Source organism: Pseudomonas syringae, from assembly GCF_001698815.1.
Classification (GTDB): Bacteria; Pseudomonadota; Gammaproteobacteria; order Pseudomonadales; family Pseudomonadaceae; genus Aquipseudomonas; species Aquipseudomonas syringae_A.
On record NZ_LGSI01000039.1, the window covers coordinates 1 to 18,356 of the forward strand.

Here is an 18,356-nt window from a genome sequence, read left to right on the forward strand (position 1 = left end):
ATCGGGGACAAGTCCCCTCCTACTGATTTGCACAAATCAGGTAGGACCGGACTTGTCCGGGAGACGTTGGCGCAAACACTGGATTGGTGTCAGGCGAAATGATGTCGGCCAATCCGACGCCATCGGGGACAAGTCCCCTCCTACCGGTTTGATTCCTTCGTGAAGGCGTCGGGGCTCACAAAAAACCCGGCCTGAGCCGGGTTTCTTTTTTAACTGTCGATCACTGCATCCAGGGCGGAGGCGGTTCTTCGGCAGTTTTGGTCGGTGGTGCATCGTCGGCGGCACGGGCGGCCTGGCGACGGTCTTCGTCCAGACGCGCTGCTTCGATTTCACGCAACACCCCGCCCACATCGGCCAGGTCTTCCGGTTCGTCGAATTCGCCCGTCAACACGGTAGCTGGCGACAAGGTGCCAGCCTCGTAGAACGACCACATTTCCTTGGCGTACTTGGTCGTGCGCAACTCCGGCGCGAAGCGGCCGAAGTACGACGCCATGTTGCCCACATCCCGCTCCAGCATGCTGAACGCGTGGTTGTTGCCCGCAGCATCCACCGCCTGCGGCAAGTCGATGATGACCGGCCCGGTCGGCGTCAACAGCACGTTGAACTCGGAAAGGTCGCCATGCACCAGACCGGTACACAACATCAGCACGATCTGTTCGATCAGGAACGCGTGATATTCCCGCGCCTGATCGGGCTCCAGCGTCACGTCATTCAGCCGCGGCGCTGCATCACCGTACTCGTCGGCAACCAGTTCCATCAGCAACACGCCTTCGAGGAAGTCGTAAGGCTTGGGTACTCGAACGCCAGCACTGGCCAGACGAAACAGCGCAGCCACTTCGGCATTCTGCCAAGCGTCTTCGGTTTCCTTGCGGCCAAACTTGGAGCCCTTGGCCATGGCCCGAGCCTGCCGACTGTTACGAACCTTGCGGCCTTCCTGATATTCCGCGGCCTGACGGAAACTGCGTTTATTCGCCTCCTTATAAACCTTGGCACACCGCAGCTCATTGCCACAACGCACCACATAAACAGCTGCCTCTTTACCGCTCATGAGCGGGCGCAGCACTTCGTCCACCAGACCGTCTTCGATCAGGGGTTCAATGCGTTTAGGAGTCTTCATCAGCTTTTATTCTGGGTCCTTCGTTGCCAAACACGCGATTGTTGCCCGTTATACGGCAATCCTCTGCCAGCGAGTAGTAGGAGCTGACGTTTGAGGGAGATAGTTTGCGTGGGAAAACCCGCCAACCTCCCGGTATCAAGCACCTTTCATGCCGGAACATGCGCCCGCGACCTGTCTAACGCAGGGCCTCAACACTGTAGGAAGCGTCGAGCATTGGCAACATTATTGAATCAATCAGCTGGAATTATTGTTTGAACAGCTCTCCCGGCGTGAAACCAAACAATCCCTTGAATGCAGCGATGAACGCCGAGGTGGAATCATAGCCGCATGCCAGCGCGGCGTTGGTCACGCTGTCACCGTCTTCAAGGGCGCCAAGGGAAGACAATAATCGCGCGCGCTGCCGCCAGGCGCGGAAACTCAGGCCCGTTTCGCGCTGAAACAGGCGCATCACGGTTTTTTCCGAAGTGCCCAGGCGCTGCGCCCAGTCGTGCAAGGTAATCAGCTGGCTCGGGTTCTCGATCAGCTCATTGCACAAAGCCAGCAAACGCGGATGACGCGGTAACGGCAGCGAGAAACTGACTTCCGGCAAATGCGCCAGCTGGTCGATCAATACCTGCACCAGCCGCGCCTCACTGCTGTCGCCCAGCGGGTAAACCGGTGGCAACTGGCAGAACGACTTGATCAGCTCCCGGGCCAGCGGCGTAACTTCCAATACTCGGCAACGCTGCGGCGCCCACTCGGAATCTTCCTTGCGCACATACAAGCTGCGCATTTCCGCGCGCATCGAAGTCACCACCTGATGCTCCAGCCCGGCGGGGATCCACACACCCCATTGCGGCGGGGCGAAAAAACTTCCTTCGGCCGTGTGCACGCCGAGGACGCCGCTGATTGCGTAGGAAAACTGCACCCACTCATGGCGATGCGGCGGCGTCCAAGACCCAGCGCTGAGGCTTTCAGCACGGGCGTACAGCGGGCGCGGCAGATCCGTCAGCGTCGGAATCTGTCGTTCGCTGCCTTGTGGATGAATGCGATGTTGTCCGTTAGTCGGCATGTTATGGCCTTATGTCGCAAGACGGCAGTGTACGAGTGCGTTAGCCTGCGGACATCTATTTTTACAAAGAACCGCCGAGCCTTCTTATGCCTGTACTCAAACACCTTAAACGCGTTGTCACCGACTGGTTCCTCTGCGGAATGGTCCTGGCGACCGTGCTGGCTTATTTCATCCCCGGCTTCGGTGCGAAGGGCGGCGGCATGCACGCTGAATACGTGATCAACATCGGCGTATTCCTGGTGTTCTTCCTGCACGGGGCGAATCTTTCCAGCGAACAGATCAAGCATGGCCTGAAGAACTGGCGCCTGCACATCATGGTGCAAGCCTTCACCTTCATCGCCTTCCCGGTGATCTGGCTGCTGTGCGACAAAGCCTTCGGCTCACATATACCGGCGCTATTGATGCTGGGCTTCCTCTACTTGTGCGCGCTGCCCTCGACGATTTCCTCGTCCGTGGCCTTGACCGGCAGCGCAGGCGGCAACGTGCCAGCGGCGATTCTCAACGCCAGTATGTCCAGCGTCTTCGGGATATTCATGACGCCATGGCTGGTCAGCCTGGTAGTCGGCACCGGCTCGGGCGGGATCGATCTGGGTTCGACGCTGCTGGACTTGAGCCTGATGATGCTGCTTCCACTGGTATTGGGCCAGTTGCTGCGGCCGTTGCTGGGCAAGTTCTTCGCACGTCACAAGAAGTACACCAACGTCATCGACAAGATCGTGATCCTGCTGCTGGTCTATGCGGCATTCTGCAATTCAATGGTCTCGGGCATGTGGCAAACCCAGGGCAACAGCGTGATTGTGATGGCGTTCGTCGGCAGCGCCGTGTTGCTGACGGTGATCCTGCTCCTCACCACCACGACCGCCAAACTCCTGAAATTCAACCATGCCGATAAAGTTGCGGCGGTGTTCTGCGCCAGCAAGAAATCCCTGGCGGCAGGCGCGCCCATGGCGGCGTTGATCTTCGGTGACAATCCAGGGCTGGGGCTGATCCTGCTGCCGATCATGATCTATCACCCGCTGCAATTGATCGTCTGTTCGGTAATGGCGGAAAGCTATGCGACCCGCCACAAACAACAGTTGTCCGCAGAAGCGCTGGAGGAAGCGCGGGCGGCTTGAGTTTTGGTTTCGCACGCAAATCCCGCGGGACCGGATTTATCCGGGAAGGCATCGGCACAGGCAACACCCTCGCGGCGCCCGATCTGACGTCTTCGGGAATGAATTCCCTCCTACAGTTGGAATATGGTTATCCGTGGGACCGGATTCATCCGGGAAGGGGTCAGGTCAGGCGATGCATCTCTAGCGCCTGACAGATCCATTCGGGAATGAATTCCCTCCTACAGGGTTCCATTTTGCTCAGTCAGCGCTCCAGAATCGCCGTAACGCCTTGCCCGCCCGCCGCGCAGATGGAAATCAGGCCGCGACCTTGCCCGGCGACGCTCAGCAGCTTGGCCAGGTTGGCGACGATCCGACCGCCTGTTGCGGCAAAAGGATGTCCCGCAGCCAGCGAGCTGCCTTTGACATTCATCTTCGCGCGATCAATCGAGCCCAACGGCGCGTCCAGACCCAGGCGTGATTTGCAGTAGTCCGCATCCTCCCAAGCCTTGAGCGTGCACAGCACTTGCGCGGCGAAGGCTTCGTGAATTTCGTAGTAATCGAAGTCCTGCAGCGTCAAACCATTGCGCGCCAACAAGCGTGGCACGGCGTACACCGGCGCCATCAGCAGGCCTTCCGCGCCGTTGACGAAATCCACCGCCGCCGCTTCGCCATCACGCAGATACGCCAACACCGGTAGCCCGCGTTCCTTGGCCCACTCCTCACTCGCCAGCAATACCAGCGACGCGCCATCGGTCAGCGGCGTCGAGTTACCAGCGGTCAACGTGCCCTTGGCGCTGCGCTCGAAGGCAGGCTTGAGGCTGGCGAGCTTCTCCAGGGTCAGGTCCGGACGCAGGTTGTTGTCCCGGGTCAGGCCCAGATACGGCGTCATCAGATCGCCTTGCCAGCCTTCGGCATAAGCCGCCGCCATTTTCAGATGGCTTTCCAGAGCCAGCTGATCCTGCTGGTCGCGAGGAATACCCCAGGTTTGCGCCATGAGTTCGCAATGCTGGCCCATAGAAAGCCCGGTGCGCGGTTCGCCATTGCGTGGCAGTTCCGGCTTGAGATTGTGCGGACGCAGTTGCATCAGCACCTTGAGCTTGTCGGCGGTGGTCTTGCTGCGATTAACCTGCAACAGAATGTTGCGCAGGTCCTCATTCACGCCAATGGGCGCATCGGACGTAGTGTCCACCCCGCCCGCGATGCCGCATTCGATCTGGCCCAGGGCGATTTTATTGGCGACCAGCAGCGCCGCTTCCAGCCCAGTGCCGCAGGCCTGTTGCAGATCGTAAGCCGGCGTTTGCGGCGACAGGCGCGAGCCGAGCACGCATTCGCGGGTCAGGTTGAAATCCCGGGAATGCTTGAGCACTGCACCGGCGACCACTTCCCCAAGGCGCAGGCCGTGCAGGTTGAAGCGCTCGATCAAACCCTCCAGCGCGGCCGTCAACATGGCTTGATTGCTGGCAGTGGCATATGGCCCATTGGAACGGGCGAACGGAATGCGATTACCGCCGACAATGGCGACCCGGCGTGGCTGATTCATGGAAAACTCCCTTTTTTAACGCGAATTCGCTGATGAGCAGCGTAGGACGATCTCGAACGAAGGTCGCCTTTTTGTGGTCCACTCCTTTGAACCCCGACTCAAGGAGAGTGTTCCATGTCGTCTGATCGCTACATTGATTTCGCCAATTCCGACATAGGCCGTCGCCTGGTTGGCGCAATTGGCCTGCCCAAGCCGGTCAGACTGGAACGCTGGCAGGCCGGGCGTCTGCGCCCTGTCGAAGGCACGTTGCTGATCAGCGCCGGACCACTCGCCGATCACGTCCGGCTGTTCGCTCAACGCCTGACCGATTCGCTCTACAGCTTTGGCAGCGAGATTCCCGGCGCAACCCATTGGGTGGCCGATCAAGGGCCGAAGCTCAAGGCGGTGGTGTTCGATGCCAGCGCCTTCACTCAAGTTGATCATCTCAAGCAGTTGCGCGAATTCTTTCAACCGTTGTTGCGCAGCCTCGACAGCAGCGCCCATGTGGTGATCCTCGGCCACGCCCCGGCATCCTTGAAAGACCCGGTTGCCGCCGCCACCCAACAGGCGGTCGAAGGCTTCAGCCGCTCGCTGGCCAAAGAGATGCGCAATGGCGGCACCGTGCAACTATTGCAGGTCGATAACGGCGCCGAGGAACAGCTCGAAGGCGCGTTCCGGTTTTTCCTGTCGCCGAAAAGCGCGTTTATCTCCGGTCAGGTCATCCGCCTACGCCGTTGCGCCACCGAAGTGCAGGACTGGAGTCGCCCGCTGGCGGGTCGCAAGGCCTTGGTAACGGGTGCCGCACGCGGGATCGGCGCGGCCATTGCCGAAACGCTGGCGCGGGACGGCGCGGAAGTGGTGCTGCTCGATGTGCCTCAGGCCAGGGCTGACCTGGAAGCCCTGGCTGCGCGCCTCGGCGGACGGGCGCTAACGGTGGATATCTGCGCCGAAGATGCGGCGAGTCAATTGATCGAACACCTTCCAGACGGCCTCGACATCCTGGTGCACAACGCCGGTATTACTCGGGACAAAACCCTGGCCAACATGCCTGCGGACTTCTGGGATTCAGTGCTGGCGGTCAACTTCAGCGCGCCGCAAGTCCTGACGCAAGCGCTGGTCGACAGCGGCACGTTACGCGACAACGCCCGGGTGATCCTTATGTCGTCCACGACCGGGCTGGCCGGGAATCGCGGCCAAACCAACTATGCCGCCAGCAAGGCCGGGCTGATTGGTCTGGCGCGGGCCATGGCGCCGTCGCTGCATGAACGTGGTATCAGCATCAACGCCGTGGCACCGGGCTTTATCGAAACCAAAATGACCGCCGCCATGCCATTCGCCCTGCGCGAAGCCGGACGCCGGATGAGTTCGCTGGGCCAAGGCGGCTTGCCTCAGGACGTCGCCGAAGCCGTGGCCTGGCTGGCGCAACCGGGTTCCGGCGCGGTCAGCGGCCAGGTGCTACGGGTCTGTGGTCAAAGTGTCATTGGCGCTTGAGTGACACGGTTAAAACGAGCAAGGAGAAACACGATGAGTGCTCATTGGCTTTATCTGGACAGCCTGCCGGCTTTACCGAATCTCTTTGTGCAGGCGGCCTTGAAGCGCAAGGTCACCGGTACGCAATTGCCGGAACTGGGCCTGCGTTGCTGGATGTCGGTGGACCCGGCCAAGCTCGCGGCGTACCGGCACGTATGTGGTTATCCCGACAGCAGCCTGCTGCCGCCGACGTATCCCCATGCGCTGGCGTTCCCGTTGCAAATGCAGCTAATGACGGCCAAGGATTTTCCGTTCCCCTTGCTGGGGCTGATTCATCTGGCCAATCGCATCATAGTCCACCGGCCGTTGGGCGGCGTGAGCAAGGTCTACATCGGTGTGCATGCGCAAAACCTGCAACCCCACGCGAAGGGCGCAACGTTCAGCCTGCTGACTCAGGTCGAAGATTCCCTGGGCCTGCTCTGGGAAGAAGAAAGCACCATGCTCTGTCGCGGCGTCCAGCTGGAAGGCGCGGTCGAGGGCGATTTCGAACCGGCGCCATTGCCGGTCAGCGAAGTGGCGCGCTGGAATGCGACGGCTGATATCGGTCGGCGCTATGCCAAAACCTCGGGTGACTACAACCCGATCCACCTGAGCGGCCCGAGCGCCAAACTGTTCGGTTTCCCGCAAGCAATCGCCCACGGTATGTGGCTCAAGGCCCGCACCCTCGCTGCCCTGGAGGATCATTTGCCCGCGTCGAACGTCGAGATCAGCGTGCAATTCCATAAACCGGTGCGTCTGCCCAGCGACGTCGTGCTGTCGGCCAGCGCCGCAGGGTCACATGGGCAGCTGAAACTGGAAGGCGCACAGGGCATCGTGCATATGCTGGGGACGTGGCAGCCGGTGGAATAAGAAATTCACGGTCTATCGTAGGACCGGCTTCAGCCGGGAGAGCACGCCTCGCGGCTAAAGCCGCTCCTACGGCCCAATTGCGGGCAATTCTCATTGCGACGCGCGCCTCCCACTTGCGTCCCGTCCCGTTCCCCCGGAAGCTATGCGCCTTCTGGAGAACATCATGAACCTCGACGATTTGACCCAACGCATGCATCGCATCCGCGATCAAAACGACTGGAAACAATTTCACAGCCCGAAAAACCTGGCCATGGCCGCCAGCGTCGAGATGTCCGAGCTGGTGGAAATCTTCCAGTGGCTCAGCGAAGACCAGTCCCGCCAGTTGCCACCTGACAAACTGGCCCATGCCGGGCAGGAAGTCGGCGATATCGTGCTGTATCTGATTCTGATGTGCAGCGAGTTGGGTCTGGACATGGACGCCGTGGTGCGCAGCAAGCTGGCCGATAATGAACGCAGATTCGCCAAATGAGTGACCGCCATTTCGACCGACTGGCGACCCGTTTCGCGGAAAAGATCTATGGCGGCGCCAAAGGTGCGATTCGCCTGGCGGTGCTGCAGGCTGATCTCAGCGAAGCGCTGCCGGACCGGAAGCTGCGTGTTCTGGATATCGGCGCAGGTTTGGGGCACATGTCGCTGTGGCTGGCCGAGCGCGGGCATGAGGTCACCCTGGCCGAACCCGCCGAACCGATGCTCGAAGGCGCGCGCCAGCGTTTCGCCGAAGCCGGTCAAAGCGCCACCTTCATCCAGGCTCCATGGCAAGAACTGCCCGATTTGCTCAGTGAGCCCTACGACCTGGTGGTCTGCCACGCCGTGCTGGAATGGCTGGCCGAGCCGCACACGATTCTGCCGGTGCTGCACCAACTGACCAAAGCAGATGGCTGGCTGTCACTGGCGTTCTATAACCGTGACGCCTTGGTCTATCGCAACCTGCTCAAGGGCCACTTCCGCAAGATGCGCAAGAATGACATGGCGGGCGAGAAGCAAAGTCTGACGCCGCAACAGCCACTTGATCCGCGTGAATTGGCGGCGCAACTTGAAGGCATGTGGCGAGTCGAAACCCAGAGCGGCGTAAGAGTTTTCCACGATTACATGCCGGTCGAGTTTCAGGCCCGCGTGGAGCTGGCCGACCTGCTGGAAATGGAACTGGCCCATCGTCGCCATCCGGCTTATGCCGGGCTGGGCCGCTACCTGCATTGGGTATGTCGCCCGGTGTAGAACCACAGTTGTTCACTGCAATCCGAGGCCACTGCGGAGGCCATCATGAAACGCCGCTTCGCTCTGATCGCGCTGTGCCTGGGTCTCAGCGCCTGCCAAACCGATAATCCGTACAACGCCAGTTCATTGCCTTTACCGCCGGCGCCACCACAAGCTGCCACGACGCTGGACATGAGCGCCTACCCTGCTCCGGTGCGGGATTACGGCCGCTATCGCAGCTGGACGTGGCTCAACAGCCAACTACCGCCCGGTTCGGCCTGGGCCGACTCGGCGCAAATTGCCGAAGCGGTGAGCAACGGGCTCGATCAACGCGGCCTGCGACCGGCGCAAAACCCGCAGGCGGCGGATTTGCGGGTGACAGCTGATACACGCCTGGAAACCCGCCTGCGTCAGGTGCGCGACGACTATTATGATCCCTACTACGGCGGCGCCGGGCTGGGATACGGGCGTTACAACGGTCCGTATCACAATGGCTACGGTTATGGTGGCTACGCGTCCGTGCCGGTGGTGCGCACTTATCAGGAACAGGTCGTCGTCGTGCACATCAGCCTGTTCGATGGCCGCAACGGCCAGCCGGTGTGGAGCGCCAGCGCTGAAACCCGCAGCGACGGCAGCCTGTCCGACCGCACCAAAGCGTTGCGCACGGCGGTGCAGAAAGCACTGACCGCTTATCCACCTTCTTGATTGTTTCGGAGAACTGCCATGTTCCGCCGTCTTGTCGTGTTGTCCCTGGCGCTGCTGCTCGGCGCTTGCCAGACCAGTCAGATCAATCGTGACTTCGACGCCAGTCGCGACTTTGGCGGCTATCGCAGCTGGAGCTGGAAAGAACCCGGCGTGCAATACCAGCCGGATGATCCGCGCATCAAAAGCGACCTCACCGAACAACGCATTCGTCAGTCGCTCGGCGAACAGCTGGACCAGCGCGGCCTGCGCATGGCCAAGCCGGGCAGCAATGCCGACTTGAAAATACAGACCTGGCTGATCGTCGAGAATCGCCAGCAACTGGTCAGCACCAATTACGGTGGAGGCTGGGGGCCTTGGGGCGGCTACGGTTATTGGGGCGCGCCGATGAGCACCGAAACCCGCAGCGTCGACTACAAAGTGACCACGCTGCAGGTTGATATGTATGACGGCAAGGATGGCAAGCTGGTCTGGCGCGGCAGCACCGAGCAAATCCTCAGCGAAAGATCCGCCAATCCTGATGCCCGCAACAACGTGATTCGCCAAACCGTGGCGAAGATACTGGAGCAGTATCCGCCGCATTGATGGAGCACAGAACCCGTTGGAGCGAGGCTTGCCCGCGAATCGGAATTGCATTCGACACATCTATCGACTGCAATAATGCCTTCGCGGGCAAGCCTCGCTCCAACGGGGTCCGGTTTGGTCCCGGATCAGGACTCCACCGCCGTACGCAACTTCTCGCTACGCCCACGCAACCATTCCAGCACCAGCAGCAATACCACCGAGAAACCGATCAACAGCGTCGCAGCAGCGGCGATGGTTGGGCTGAGGTTTTCGCGGATGCCGCTGAACATCTGCCGAGGCAAGGTCGCTTGTTCCGGGCCGGCGAGGAACAGCGTCACCACCACTTCATCGAACGAAGTGGCAAAAGCGAACAGCGCACCGGAAATCACCCCCGGCGCAATCAGCGGCAAGGTCACCCGACGGAACGCAGTCACCGGCGAAGCGCCAAGACTGGCGGCGGCGCGTACCAGGTTGTAGTTGAACCCCTGCAGGGTCGCCGACACCGTGATGATCACGAACGGCACACCCAAAACCGCATGCACCAGGATCAGTGAGATAAAGCTGTTGCCCATTCCCAACGGGGCGAAGAACAGATAGCTGGCCACCCCGATGATCACCACCGGCACCACCATGGGCGAAATCACCAACGCCATGACCAGCGCCTTGCCGGGGAAATTGCCACGGGTCAGGCCAATTGCCGCCAGCGTGCCGAAACCCATGGCCAGGATGGTGGCAGCCGGGGCGATGATCAGGCTGTTCTTCAGGGAGCGCATCCACTCGTTCGAGTTGAAGAAGTCCTGATACCAATGCATCGAAAACCCTTGCAGCGGATAGACCAGAAAGCTCCCGGAGTTGAACGACAACGGAATGATCACCAGTACCGGCAGCACCAGAAACAGCAGGATCAGACCGCACATGATGCGCAGGGCGTAAAACCAGACACGCTCAAGAGGCGAAGAATAGGGACTCAACATGGCGACTTTCCTCAGCTCAAACGCAGGCGGCTGGCGCCGACCAACCAGTTATAAATCAGATAAAGCACGACAGTCGCCAGCAACAGCAGACCGCCCAGCGCTGTGGCCATGCCCCAGTTGATGCTGGTGTTGGTGTAGAACGCGACGAAGTAACTGACCATTTGATCGTTCGGGCTGCCCAGCAATGCCGGGGTGATGTAGTAGCCGATCGCCAGAATGAACACCAACAGGCAACCCGCGCCAATCCCGGCGTAGGTTTGCGGGAAGTACACGCGCCAGAAGCTGGCGAAGGGATTGCAACCCAGGGAAATCGCGGCACGCATGTACGTCGGGGAAATGCCCTTCATCACACTGTAGATCGGCAGAATCATGAACGGCAGCATGATGTGCACCATCGAGATGTACACGCCGACCCGGTTAAACACCAGTTCCAGCGGCTTATCGATAATGCCCATGGCCATTAATGCGCCATTGATCAGCCCGCTCGATTGCAGCAACACGATCCACGCGGCGACCCGCACCAGAATCGAGGTCCAGAACGGCAGCAGCACGAGAATCATCAACAGGTTGCTTTGTCGTGCTGGCAGATTGGCCAGCAGGTAAGCCAGTGGATAAGCCAGGACCAGGCAGATCAGGGTGATGACAAACCCCATCCAGAAGGTGCGGGCGAAGATATCCAGGTAAATCGCTTGATCCGGGGTCGCAGGCGCCACTTCACCGAGGTCATCGATGCGATGGTCGACAGCGGCCAACAGGTAATAGGGGGTAACGCTACTGGTATTGCGACGGAGCACCTGCCAATAGGCCGGATCACCCCAACGTTCGTCCAATGCTTCGAGTGCATCCTTATAAGAAGCCGGTTCAGTAGCAAACGGCAAGGCGCGAGCAGTGGTCATCAGCAGGCTGCGATAGCCGGCCAGTTCCATGTTCAGACGCTTGGACAAGTCGCCCAGGGTCGAATTCTTGCGGGTTTCAGCCAGTTCAAGGCTCAGTGTTTTGTAGACCGACTCGGAAGGAAGTCCTTTACCGTCCCATTGCGCGACCTGCACGACGGTGGTCGGCAAGGCGTTGACGACTTCCGGGTTGCCGACGCTCTTGTAAAGCAGCGCAACGATTGGCACCAGAAACACCAGCAACAGGAAAATCACCAGTGGCGCAATCAATGCCTGGGCCTTCCAGCGGTTGACCCGTTCGGCACGAGCCAGGCGCTGTTTCAAGGTGGGGCTGGCGCCGTCAGGCAGGGGCAGGGCGAGGGCCATAGCGAACTCCGAAATCTGTCAACGAGGGACGCGCTTCCCACTCAGGAAACGCGCCCGGATCTAACTCAACTTGATGCGCTTACTTGGCAGCCCAGGAATTGAATCGCTGCTCGAGTTGCTCGCCATTGTCGGCCCAGAATGCCACGTCGATCTGCACCTGATCCTTGATGTTCTCAGGAGTAGTCGGCATGTTCTCCAACGTTTCAGCGTTCAACAGTTTGACGGCGTCGGTATTGGCCGGACCGTAAGCGATGTTTTCCGAGAAGGTCTTCTGTTGCTCAGGCTGCACGCTATAAGCGATGAACTTCTTCGCCGCTTCAGCTCGGGATTTCTCCAGACCTTTTGGGATCGCCCAAGCGTCGAAGTCGTACACGCCGCCGGTCCACACCACTTTGAGTTTGCTTTCTTTGGCTACCGCTGCGATGCGGCCGTTGTAGGCCGAGCTCATCACGACGTCACCCGATTGCAGAAACTGCGGAGGCTGGGCACCCGCTTCCCACCACTGAATGCTTGGCTTGAGCTTGTCGAGCATCTTGAATGCACGGTCCTGACCGTCTTTGCCAGCCAGCACTTTGTAGACGTCTTTTGGCGCTACGCCATCAGCCATCAGGGCGAATTCCAGGGTGTACTTGGCGCCTTTACGCAGGCCACGTTTGCCGGGGAATTTCTCGGTATCCCAGAAATCCGCCCAGCCGGTCGGGGCCGATTTAAGCTTGTCGGCGTTGTAAGCCAACACCGTGGACCAGACGAAGAAGCCTACGCCGCAAGGCTGAATGGCACCTTTGACATATTTCGCGGTGTCGCCGAACAATTTCGGATCGAGTGGTTCGAACATGTCTTCGTCGCAACCGCGAGCCAGCTCTGGCGATTCGACTTCTACCAGGTCCCAGGAAACGCTTTTGGTGTCGACCATGGCTTTGACCTTGGCCATTTCACCGTTGTATTCACCGGCGACGATCTTGCCGTTGCCAGCCTTTTCCCACGGGGCATAAAACGCTTTTTCCTGGGCGGCCTTGTTGGCGCCACCAAAGGACACGACGGTCAGATCGGCAGCCATGGCTTGCGCCGCGCACATCATGCCCAGCGTAATGGCGGTGAGTTTCAAAGATTTGAGCATTTGGTTGTGTTCTCCACGAGCAGTGTTGGTTTTATGCGTTGAGGGCGATCTATCGCCTCTGGCTGATGCCTTTTTATTGGTGAATCAATGCACTTGCTGCAAGGGATCGAGCGCGCGAACGTGCTCGATTTGCCATCCAATTGGCACAACGTCGCCAACGCTCAACGCCGGATCCAGCTCGGCGATAGGCTGCTTGACGAAGAAATCGGTCTTGCCTGCCACTTCCAGGCGCACACGAACGTGGTCGCCCAAATACACAAACTCGGCCACTCGGCCGGAGAAACGGTTTACGCAGCTTTCGCTGTTGCCATTGAGGCTGATGCGCTCGGGGCGGATCGACAGGGTCACGTCATCACCGACCGCACCGACGTTGACGGCCAGAGCTTCGACTTTCTCGCCGCGCCCCAGCTCGACCACGCAACGGTCGCCGGAATGGCTGAGCAACTTGCCATTGAGGCGGTTGTTCTCGCCGATGAAGTTGGCGACGAAGGTGTTTTTCGGCTCTTCATACAAGGTGCGCGGCGGGGCGATCTGCTGGATTTCGCCTTGATGGAACACCGCAACGCGGTCGGACATGGTCAGCGCTTCGCCCTGATCGTGGGTCACGTAGACCACAGTCACGCCCAGGCGCTGGTGCAGATGCTTGATTTCCATCTGCATGTGTTCGCGCAGTTGCTTGTCGAGCGCGCCCAAGGGTTCGTCCATCAGCACCAGTTGCGGTTCGAACACCAGCGCGCGGGCCAGGGCCACACGCTGTTGCTGGCCGCCGGAGAGTTGCGCCGGGTAGCGATGGGCGAAGGTGCCGAGTTGCACCATGTCCAGCACACGTTTGACCTTTTCGCTGATGTCGGCCTTGCTCAGGCCACGCACCGAGAGCGGGAACGCGAGGTTTTCCGAGACGGTCATGTGCGGGAACAGCGCGTAGTTCTGGAACACCATGCCGATGTCGCGCTTGTGCGGCGGCACGTTATTGATGGAGCGGCCCGAGAGGAGAATTTCGCCGGCGGTCGGGGTTTCGAACCCGGCCAGCATCATCAGGCTGGTGGTCTTGCCGGAACCGGAAGGCCCGAGCAGGGTCAGGAATTCGCCTTTGCGAATGTCCAGGTTGAGGTCTTTGACGATGAGGGATTCGCCGTCGTAGCTCTTCTGCACACCACGAAAGCTGACCAGAACATCGTTTGCCCCAGCGCTTGAATCGACGTTGCTCATTACCCACACCTTTGTTTTGTCTGCGTGGGACAAGCCTAGGCCAGGCGGTACGCCGCGCAAATCGGGGCGCAGGAGAGATTGGGGTAGGGATTGCCCTACAGGGATGGCGGGATTAGATATGTCGGTCAAAAAATGTTTATCGGAACCGACGCATTAGCGGGCGCTTCGGAATCCGTAGGACCGGCTTTAGCCGGGAGGAAGCCGCTACTTTCACTGTATCTGCGTCGCCAGAACTGCCGTTCTCCCGGCTAAAGCCGGTCCTACAGTATCCACATCAATGAGGTCTGAGCCATGTCGTTTTCAGACTCAGAGCAATTTGTGCTCCATGGCGTACTTGACCAGATCCGCCAGGGAGTTGAGGTTCATTTTCTGCATCAGCCGCGCTTTGTGGGTGCTGATGGTCTTGCTGCTCAACGCCAGTTGCTGGGCGATGTCGTTGACGTTGGCGCCTTGGGCCAGGCGCTCGAATACCGAAAACTCACGTTCAGACAGCAACGCATGCAGCGGCCGGTTATCGGTCAGGCCAACCTCGAACACCATGCGGTCGGCCAGATCCGGATCAATGTAACGCCCGCCTGCTGCCACCCGGCGAATCGCGGTCAGCAGCAACGCCGGATCGCTGTCTTTGGTGGCATAGCCAGCGGCGCCAACTTTCAGGGCGCGCGCGGCCATTTGCGCTTCGTCGTGCATCGACAACACCAGAATCGCTGGCGGATTGTTCAGCGCGCGAATCCTCGGGATCGCTTCCAGGCCGTTGACGCCGGGCATGGAGATGTCCAGCAGCACCACTTCGCACTCCACGTGGCGCAGGGTTTCCAGCAATTGCTCGCCATTGCTGGCCTCGCCCACCACCAGCAAATCCTTGGCCAGGCCAATCAGCTGCTTGATGCCTTCGCGAACAATGGTGTGATCTTCAGCTACCAGTACACGAATCACTTTTCTCGCTCCTGCCCGACTTGACCCAGCGGAATGTATGCCCGCAAGGTTGTGCCTTCACCGGACTCGCTGTCCAGCTCCAATCGCCCGCCGAGCATCAGCACGCGCTCGCGCATGCCCACCAGTCCGAACGAAACCGGCCGGCCCTGCTCCGGCACGAAGCCACGTCCGTCGTCGGCGATGGTCATGCACATCAGGCCATCATCCAGCGTCAGGCTGACTTCCACGGTATGCGCCTGGGCGTGACGCATGACATTGGTCAGCGCCTCCTGAAGAATCCGGAACATGCCGATGGCGCGGGCGTCGCTCAACACCGGAAGGTTATCCGGCACCTGAACCAGGCACGGAATCTGCGTGCGCGTCTCGAAACGTCGCGCCTGCCATTCAATGGCCGAGGCAATGCCGGCATCCAGAATCGGCGGGCGCAGGGCCGTGGCCACGTCGCGCACCAGCTGGAATAACTGCGAGATCAGCCGCTTCATACTATTGAGGCGCTCACGCAAACCCGGATCGAGATCGGCGTAAGACAGCTCACACATCGACGTCTCCAGCTTCAGCACCGTGAGCATCTGCCCGAGTTCGTCGTGCACTTCCCGGGCAATGCGCGCCTTTTCTTCTTCGCGCACGCTTTCCAGATGCGCCGACAATTCACGCAGTTGCTCGTGATAACCGCGCCGATCGGTAACGTCGGTGAGGAACACGACGAGGTACTCAGATTCCTGAAAGCGCAGGAAACTCAGGGACACATCAGCGGGCAAAATGCTGCCATCGGCGCGAACGCAGTTGGTTTCGAAGGTCTGCGCGACGCCCTCGCTGGAACGCGCGCTGCGCCACAGGCCCAACCAGCGATCCATATGCAGGCCGGGTTCGAAGTCGATCAGCGGCCGCTCAACCACACCGCCCGCCTGATATCCGAGCATTGCTTCGGCGGCCCGGTTGGCGTAGCGCACTCGGCTATCCCAGTTGACCCACAGAATGCCGACAGTGCTTTGATCAATGGAAAACTGCGCCAGACGCAACGCTTCTTCGCCCGCAGCACGCCGCGCGATGTCCTCGCGAGCGACCAGCACTTCACGCTCCAGCGCCTGCTGTTGGCGACGCTGCCAGATGACGATGGCAAAACAGGCGAGCAGCAACACCAGCAGCAACAGGCAGATGTTCTGCCAGAAACCGGGGGATTCGCTGGCTTTCACTGAATTGAGTGGCAGCCAGCGCGCATGTAGCTGATCGAGTTCCCGAGCAGGAATCGCCTGCAACGCAGCGCTGATGATTTCGGCCAGTTCCGGGACGTTTCGGGGCGAGGCAATGCGCAGCAGCTGCGGAAAACCGATGTCGCCGACAATGTTCAGCCCGGCGAACTCAGGCTCGCGGGACAAGCGACTGAGCTGCGCTTCGTCCAGCACGGCGTAGCGCGCCTGCTGACTCAAGAGCAATTGCAGCGCCTGCCGTTCAAGCGGCACGCCTTGCAGATTCAGATGCGGATAGTTGCTGCGCAAATAATCGGCCGTGACGCTAGGCATCCGCACCGCAACGCGGGTACGGCTGTCGAGTTTTTCCAGATCCACTACGCCGGTGCCGTCCCGCTCGCCGACCACCAATTGCGACACGCGCATATACGGATCGGAGAACAGCCAGTTCTTCAGCCCCGCCGGGGTTTGCGTCAGGCCGGGCGCGATGTCCACCAGACCTTGCGCCAGCGCGTCTTCAAGGGACGCCTGATCGGGAAAGTTGCGCCACAGCAACTCGACTTGCAGGCTTTTGCCCAGCAGGTTCATCAGGTCGACGTTGGCCCCGGAAAGCTGCTGCTGACGGCGGTCGAATTGCGCATAAGGCGCCTGCATGACCAGCCCGACGCGCAATTGGCCGCGCTGCTCAAGCCAGCTGCGCTGTTGCGGCGTGAACACCGAAGGCGTGGAAACATCGGGCGCAGCCTGGGCGAGGCCAGCGCCGATCATCAAGAGCAGGGCCAGACAGCCGATAACACCCGTGCGCAGCAGACCAATCATTAATGTGTTGTTCCTGTATGCGATCTGAGACGCGTTGCCTGACAAATGCCGATCAACCCATTAGGCTGCGGAAATAGTTTCTGCTCTGGAATACTCAATGTCTTACACCTTTCGCGCAATGCTTCCTGCATTGTGGCTAGCGCTGATCTTACCTTGTGCGTCGAGTGCAAGCGCTGCTGATCCTGAACCCGGCAAAGAACCTGCCGCCGAGCCTGTCATCGAACGGGCGCCGCTGTTGCCACGCAGCCAGGAAGACGCGCTAGCCCTCGAGAGCCGTTTGCCTCAGGCCGATCAGCAACAATTGCAGGCCGGGGACCAGACGTTTCTTGCGCTGTGGAAGCCTGCCAACAGCGACGAGCCAAAAGGTGCGGTGATCATTGTGCCGGGCGCCGATGAATCGGCGGACTGGCCGGACGCGGTGGGTCCGTTGCGTCGGCGCTTTCCGGATATCGGCTGGGCCAGCCTGAGCCTGACGCTGCCTGACGTGCAAAGCGATTTCAGCCAGCCGCGAGAGGTAAAAGCAGCACCGGCGGACGGCGCCGACAAGCCCAAGGAAGCGCCCAAGGACGCCGCACCTAAAGATGCTGCCGCTCTGGAAGCCGACAAGGCCGCAGCCGCCGAAAAGGAAGCAGCAGCCACTGCCGCGAGCGCCGCCGCAGCCGAAGAACAGGCCAAGGCCCAAGCCGAGCAGATCTTCGCCCGCATCGAAAGCGCCATCAGTTTTGCCCAGCAGAACAAGGCACGCAGCATCGTGCTGCTCGGCCATGGCAGCGGCGCTTATTGGGCCGCGCGATTCTTGAACGAACGGCCTTCGCCGCTGGTGCAGAAATTCGTCATGGTCACCGCCCACGAACCGCTTGATGCCAAGCCGCCACTTCTGGAGCTGATCCCGACCCTGAAAATGAAGACTTCGGACTTCGTCTACAAGGAACAGATCCAGGCCCGCGACGCAGCAACCGCGCGCTTGCAGGCCAGCAAACGGACGAAGAACGCCGGGTTTACCCAAGTTGCGCTGACAGCCATTCCCGGCAATGAAGAAGCCGAACAGGAACAGATGTTCCGCCGGGTACGTGGGTGGATTGAGGCGAAGTAGTTCACCGACGATAGGACAGATCCACCGACGGGCGCCAACTCTGTAGGAGGGGACTTGTCCCCGATTGGCCAGCCGAGCAACCGTGATCTACCTGACCCACCTCGATTGCCCGAACCAACGCTTCCCGGACAAGTCCGGTCCT

At 60.2% G+C, this 18,356-nt stretch carries 17 protein-coding genes; 8 read left to right on the forward strand and 9 right to left on the reverse strand.

The features are described from left to right. Positions 1–220 precede the first annotated feature (220 nt). A complete protein-coding gene (locus tag AFK24_RS11350; protein WP_020290939.1) occupies positions 221–1,117 on the reverse strand; it encodes a PA4780 family RIO1-like protein kinase in 897 nt (298 codons plus the stop codon). Between the two features lie 244 nt (positions 1,118–1,361). Continuing rightward, positions 1,362–2,168: an AraC family transcriptional regulator gene (locus AFK24_RS11355; RefSeq protein WP_065833334.1), complete on the reverse strand. Its 807-nt coding sequence runs from the start codon at positions 2,166–2,168 to the stop codon at positions 1,362–1,364. Positions 2,169–2,254: 86 nt separating this feature from the next. Between AFK24_RS11355 and AFK24_RS11360 the strand changes: the two genes are divergently transcribed. Beyond that, positions 2,255–3,283 (forward strand): bile acid:sodium symporter family protein, encoded by a 1,029-nt coding sequence (locus AFK24_RS11360; RefSeq protein ID WP_065833335.1) that lies wholly within the window; start codon positions 2,255–2,257, stop codon positions 3,281–3,283. Between the two features lie 241 nt (positions 3,284–3,524). Here AFK24_RS11360 and AFK24_RS11365 read toward each other — a convergent pair whose 3' ends face one another. After that, positions 3,525–4,802 (reverse strand): acetyl-CoA C-acetyltransferase, encoded by a 1,278-nt coding sequence (locus AFK24_RS11365; protein ID WP_065833336.1) that lies wholly within the window; start codon positions 4,800–4,802, stop codon positions 3,525–3,527. Positions 4,803–4,916: 114 nt separating this feature from the next. Between AFK24_RS11365 and AFK24_RS11370 the strand changes: the two genes are divergently transcribed. The 6 genes from AFK24_RS11370 to AFK24_RS11395 all read left to right on the forward strand — a co-directional run bounded on the left by AFK24_RS11370 (position 4,917) and on the right by AFK24_RS11395 (position 9,641). After that, positions 4,917–6,272 carry a 3-oxoacyl-ACP reductase gene (locus tag AFK24_RS11370; protein WP_065833337.1) on the forward strand — a complete coding sequence of 452 codons (1,356 nt, stop codon included), beginning with the start codon at positions 4,917–4,919 and terminating at the stop codon, positions 6,270–6,272. A 33-nt stretch (positions 6,273–6,305) separates the two neighbouring features. Beyond that, complete coding sequence (locus AFK24_RS11375; protein ID WP_065833338.1) at positions 6,306–7,160, forward strand: MaoC family dehydratase; 855 nt, start codon at positions 6,306–6,308, stop codon at positions 7,158–7,160. Between the two features lie 163 nt (positions 7,161–7,323). Beyond that, the gene (locus tag AFK24_RS11380; protein WP_065833339.1) at positions 7,324–7,629 is read left to right on the forward strand and encodes a nucleotide pyrophosphohydrolase; all 306 of its coding nucleotides are present in this window, start codon (positions 7,324–7,326) and stop codon (positions 7,627–7,629) included. Next, complete coding sequence (locus AFK24_RS11385) at positions 7,626–8,375, forward strand: methyltransferase domain-containing protein (RefSeq protein ID WP_065833340.1); 750 nt, start codon at positions 7,626–7,628, stop codon at positions 8,373–8,375. The genes AFK24_RS11380 and AFK24_RS11385 overlap by 4 nt, the downstream gene beginning before the upstream one ends. A 45-nt stretch (positions 8,376–8,420) precedes the next feature. After that, positions 8,421–9,059, forward strand: a complete 639-nt coding sequence (locus AFK24_RS11390; RefSeq protein WP_065833341.1) for a DUF4136 domain-containing protein — start codon at positions 8,421–8,423, stop codon at positions 9,057–9,059. An 18-nt stretch (positions 9,060–9,077) separates the two neighbouring features. Continuing rightward, a complete protein-coding gene (locus tag AFK24_RS11395; RefSeq protein ID WP_065833342.1) occupies positions 9,078–9,641 on the forward strand; it encodes a DUF4136 domain-containing protein in 564 nt (187 codons plus the stop codon). Positions 9,642–9,766: 125 nt separating this feature from the next. Here the strand turns inward: AFK24_RS11395 and AFK24_RS11400 are convergent, their stop codons facing one another. The 6 genes from AFK24_RS11400 to AFK24_RS11425 form a co-directional block, all read right to left on the reverse strand. Further along, positions 9,767–10,594, reverse strand: a complete 828-nt coding sequence (locus tag AFK24_RS11400) for an ABC transporter permease (RefSeq protein ID WP_065833343.1) — start codon at positions 10,592–10,594, stop codon at positions 9,767–9,769. A gap of 11 nt (positions 10,595–10,605) precedes the next feature. After that, entirely contained in the window at positions 10,606–11,853 is a 1,248-nt protein-coding gene (locus tag AFK24_RS11405) for an ABC transporter permease (RefSeq protein WP_065833344.1), read from the reverse strand. Positions 11,854–11,932: 79 nt separating this feature from the next. Beyond that, positions 11,933–12,970: an ABC transporter substrate-binding protein gene (locus AFK24_RS11410; protein WP_065833345.1), complete on the reverse strand. Its 1,038-nt coding sequence runs from the start codon at positions 12,968–12,970 to the stop codon at positions 11,933–11,935. A gap of 84 nt (positions 12,971–13,054) precedes the next feature. Beyond that, complete coding sequence (locus tag AFK24_RS11415; protein ID WP_065833346.1) at positions 13,055–14,179, reverse strand: ABC transporter ATP-binding protein; 1,125 nt, start codon at positions 14,177–14,179, stop codon at positions 13,055–13,057. 306 nt (positions 14,180–14,485) lie between these two features. Next, positions 14,486–15,115, reverse strand: a complete 630-nt coding sequence (locus tag AFK24_RS11420; RefSeq protein ID WP_065833347.1) for a response regulator — start codon at positions 15,113–15,115, stop codon at positions 14,486–14,488. Next, on the reverse strand, positions 15,112–17,121 hold the full coding sequence (locus AFK24_RS11425) for a sensor histidine kinase (RefSeq protein ID WP_065833348.1): 2,010 nt from the start codon (positions 17,119–17,121) through the stop codon (positions 15,112–15,114). Before AFK24_RS11425 ends, AFK24_RS11420 begins: the two co-directional genes overlap by 4 nt. Before the next feature lie 97 nt (positions 17,122–17,218). Between AFK24_RS11425 and AFK24_RS11430 the strand changes: the two genes are divergently transcribed. After that, positions 17,219–18,214 (forward strand): alpha/beta hydrolase family protein, encoded by a 996-nt coding sequence (locus tag AFK24_RS11430; RefSeq protein ID WP_065833349.1) that lies wholly within the window; start codon positions 17,219–17,221, stop codon positions 18,212–18,214. Positions 18,215–18,356: the final 142 nt, after the last annotated feature.

Bases quoted from the DNA above. Each gene is read 5' to 3' on its own strand.
- AFK24_RS11405 (WP_065833344.1), bottom strand. From the start codon at position 11,853: ATGGCCCTCGCCCTGCCCCTGCCTGACGGCGCCAGCCCCACCTTGAAA.
- AFK24_RS11410 (WP_065833345.1), bottom strand. From the start codon at position 12,970: ATGCTCAAATCTTTGAAACTCACCGCCATTACGCTGGGCATGATGTGC.
- AFK24_RS11360 (WP_065833335.1), top strand. From the start codon at position 2,255: ATGCCTGTACTCAAACACCTTAAACGCGTTGTCACCGACTGGTTCCTC.
- AFK24_RS11380 (WP_065833339.1), top strand. From the start codon at position 7,324: ATGAACCTCGACGATTTGACCCAACGCATGCATCGCATCCGCGATCAA.
- AFK24_RS11350 (WP_020290939.1), bottom strand. From the start codon at position 1,117: ATGAAGACTCCTAAACGCATTGAACCCCTGATCGAAGACGGTCTGGTG.
- AFK24_RS11355 (WP_065833334.1), bottom strand. From the start codon at position 2,168: ATGCCGACTAACGGACAACATCGCATTCATCCACAAGGCAGCGAACGA.
- AFK24_RS11370 (WP_065833337.1), top strand. From the start codon at position 4,917: ATGTCGTCTGATCGCTACATTGATTTCGCCAATTCCGACATAGGCCGT.
- AFK24_RS11425 (WP_065833348.1), bottom strand. From the start codon at position 17,121: ATGATTGGTCTGCTGCGCACGGGTGTTATCGGCTGTCTGGCCCTGCTC.
- AFK24_RS11365 (WP_065833336.1), bottom strand. From the start codon at position 4,802: ATGAATCAGCCACGCCGGGTCGCCATTGTCGGCGGTAATCGCATTCCG.
- AFK24_RS11385 (WP_065833340.1), top strand. From the start codon at position 7,626: ATGAGTGACCGCCATTTCGACCGACTGGCGACCCGTTTCGCGGAAAAG.
- AFK24_RS11430 (WP_065833349.1), top strand. From the start codon at position 17,219: ATGTCTTACACCTTTCGCGCAATGCTTCCTGCATTGTGGCTAGCGCTG.
- AFK24_RS11390 (WP_065833341.1), top strand. From the start codon at position 8,421: ATGAAACGCCGCTTCGCTCTGATCGCGCTGTGCCTGGGTCTCAGCGCC.
- AFK24_RS11395 (WP_065833342.1), top strand. From the start codon at position 9,078: ATGTTCCGCCGTCTTGTCGTGTTGTCCCTGGCGCTGCTGCTCGGCGCT.
- AFK24_RS11400 (WP_065833343.1), bottom strand. From the start codon at position 10,594: ATGTTGAGTCCCTATTCTTCGCCTCTTGAGCGTGTCTGGTTTTACGCC.
- AFK24_RS11375 (WP_065833338.1), top strand. From the start codon at position 6,306: ATGAGTGCTCATTGGCTTTATCTGGACAGCCTGCCGGCTTTACCGAAT.
- AFK24_RS11415 (WP_065833346.1), bottom strand. From the start codon at position 14,179: ATGAGCAACGTCGATTCAAGCGCTGGGGCAAACGATGTTCTGGTCAGC.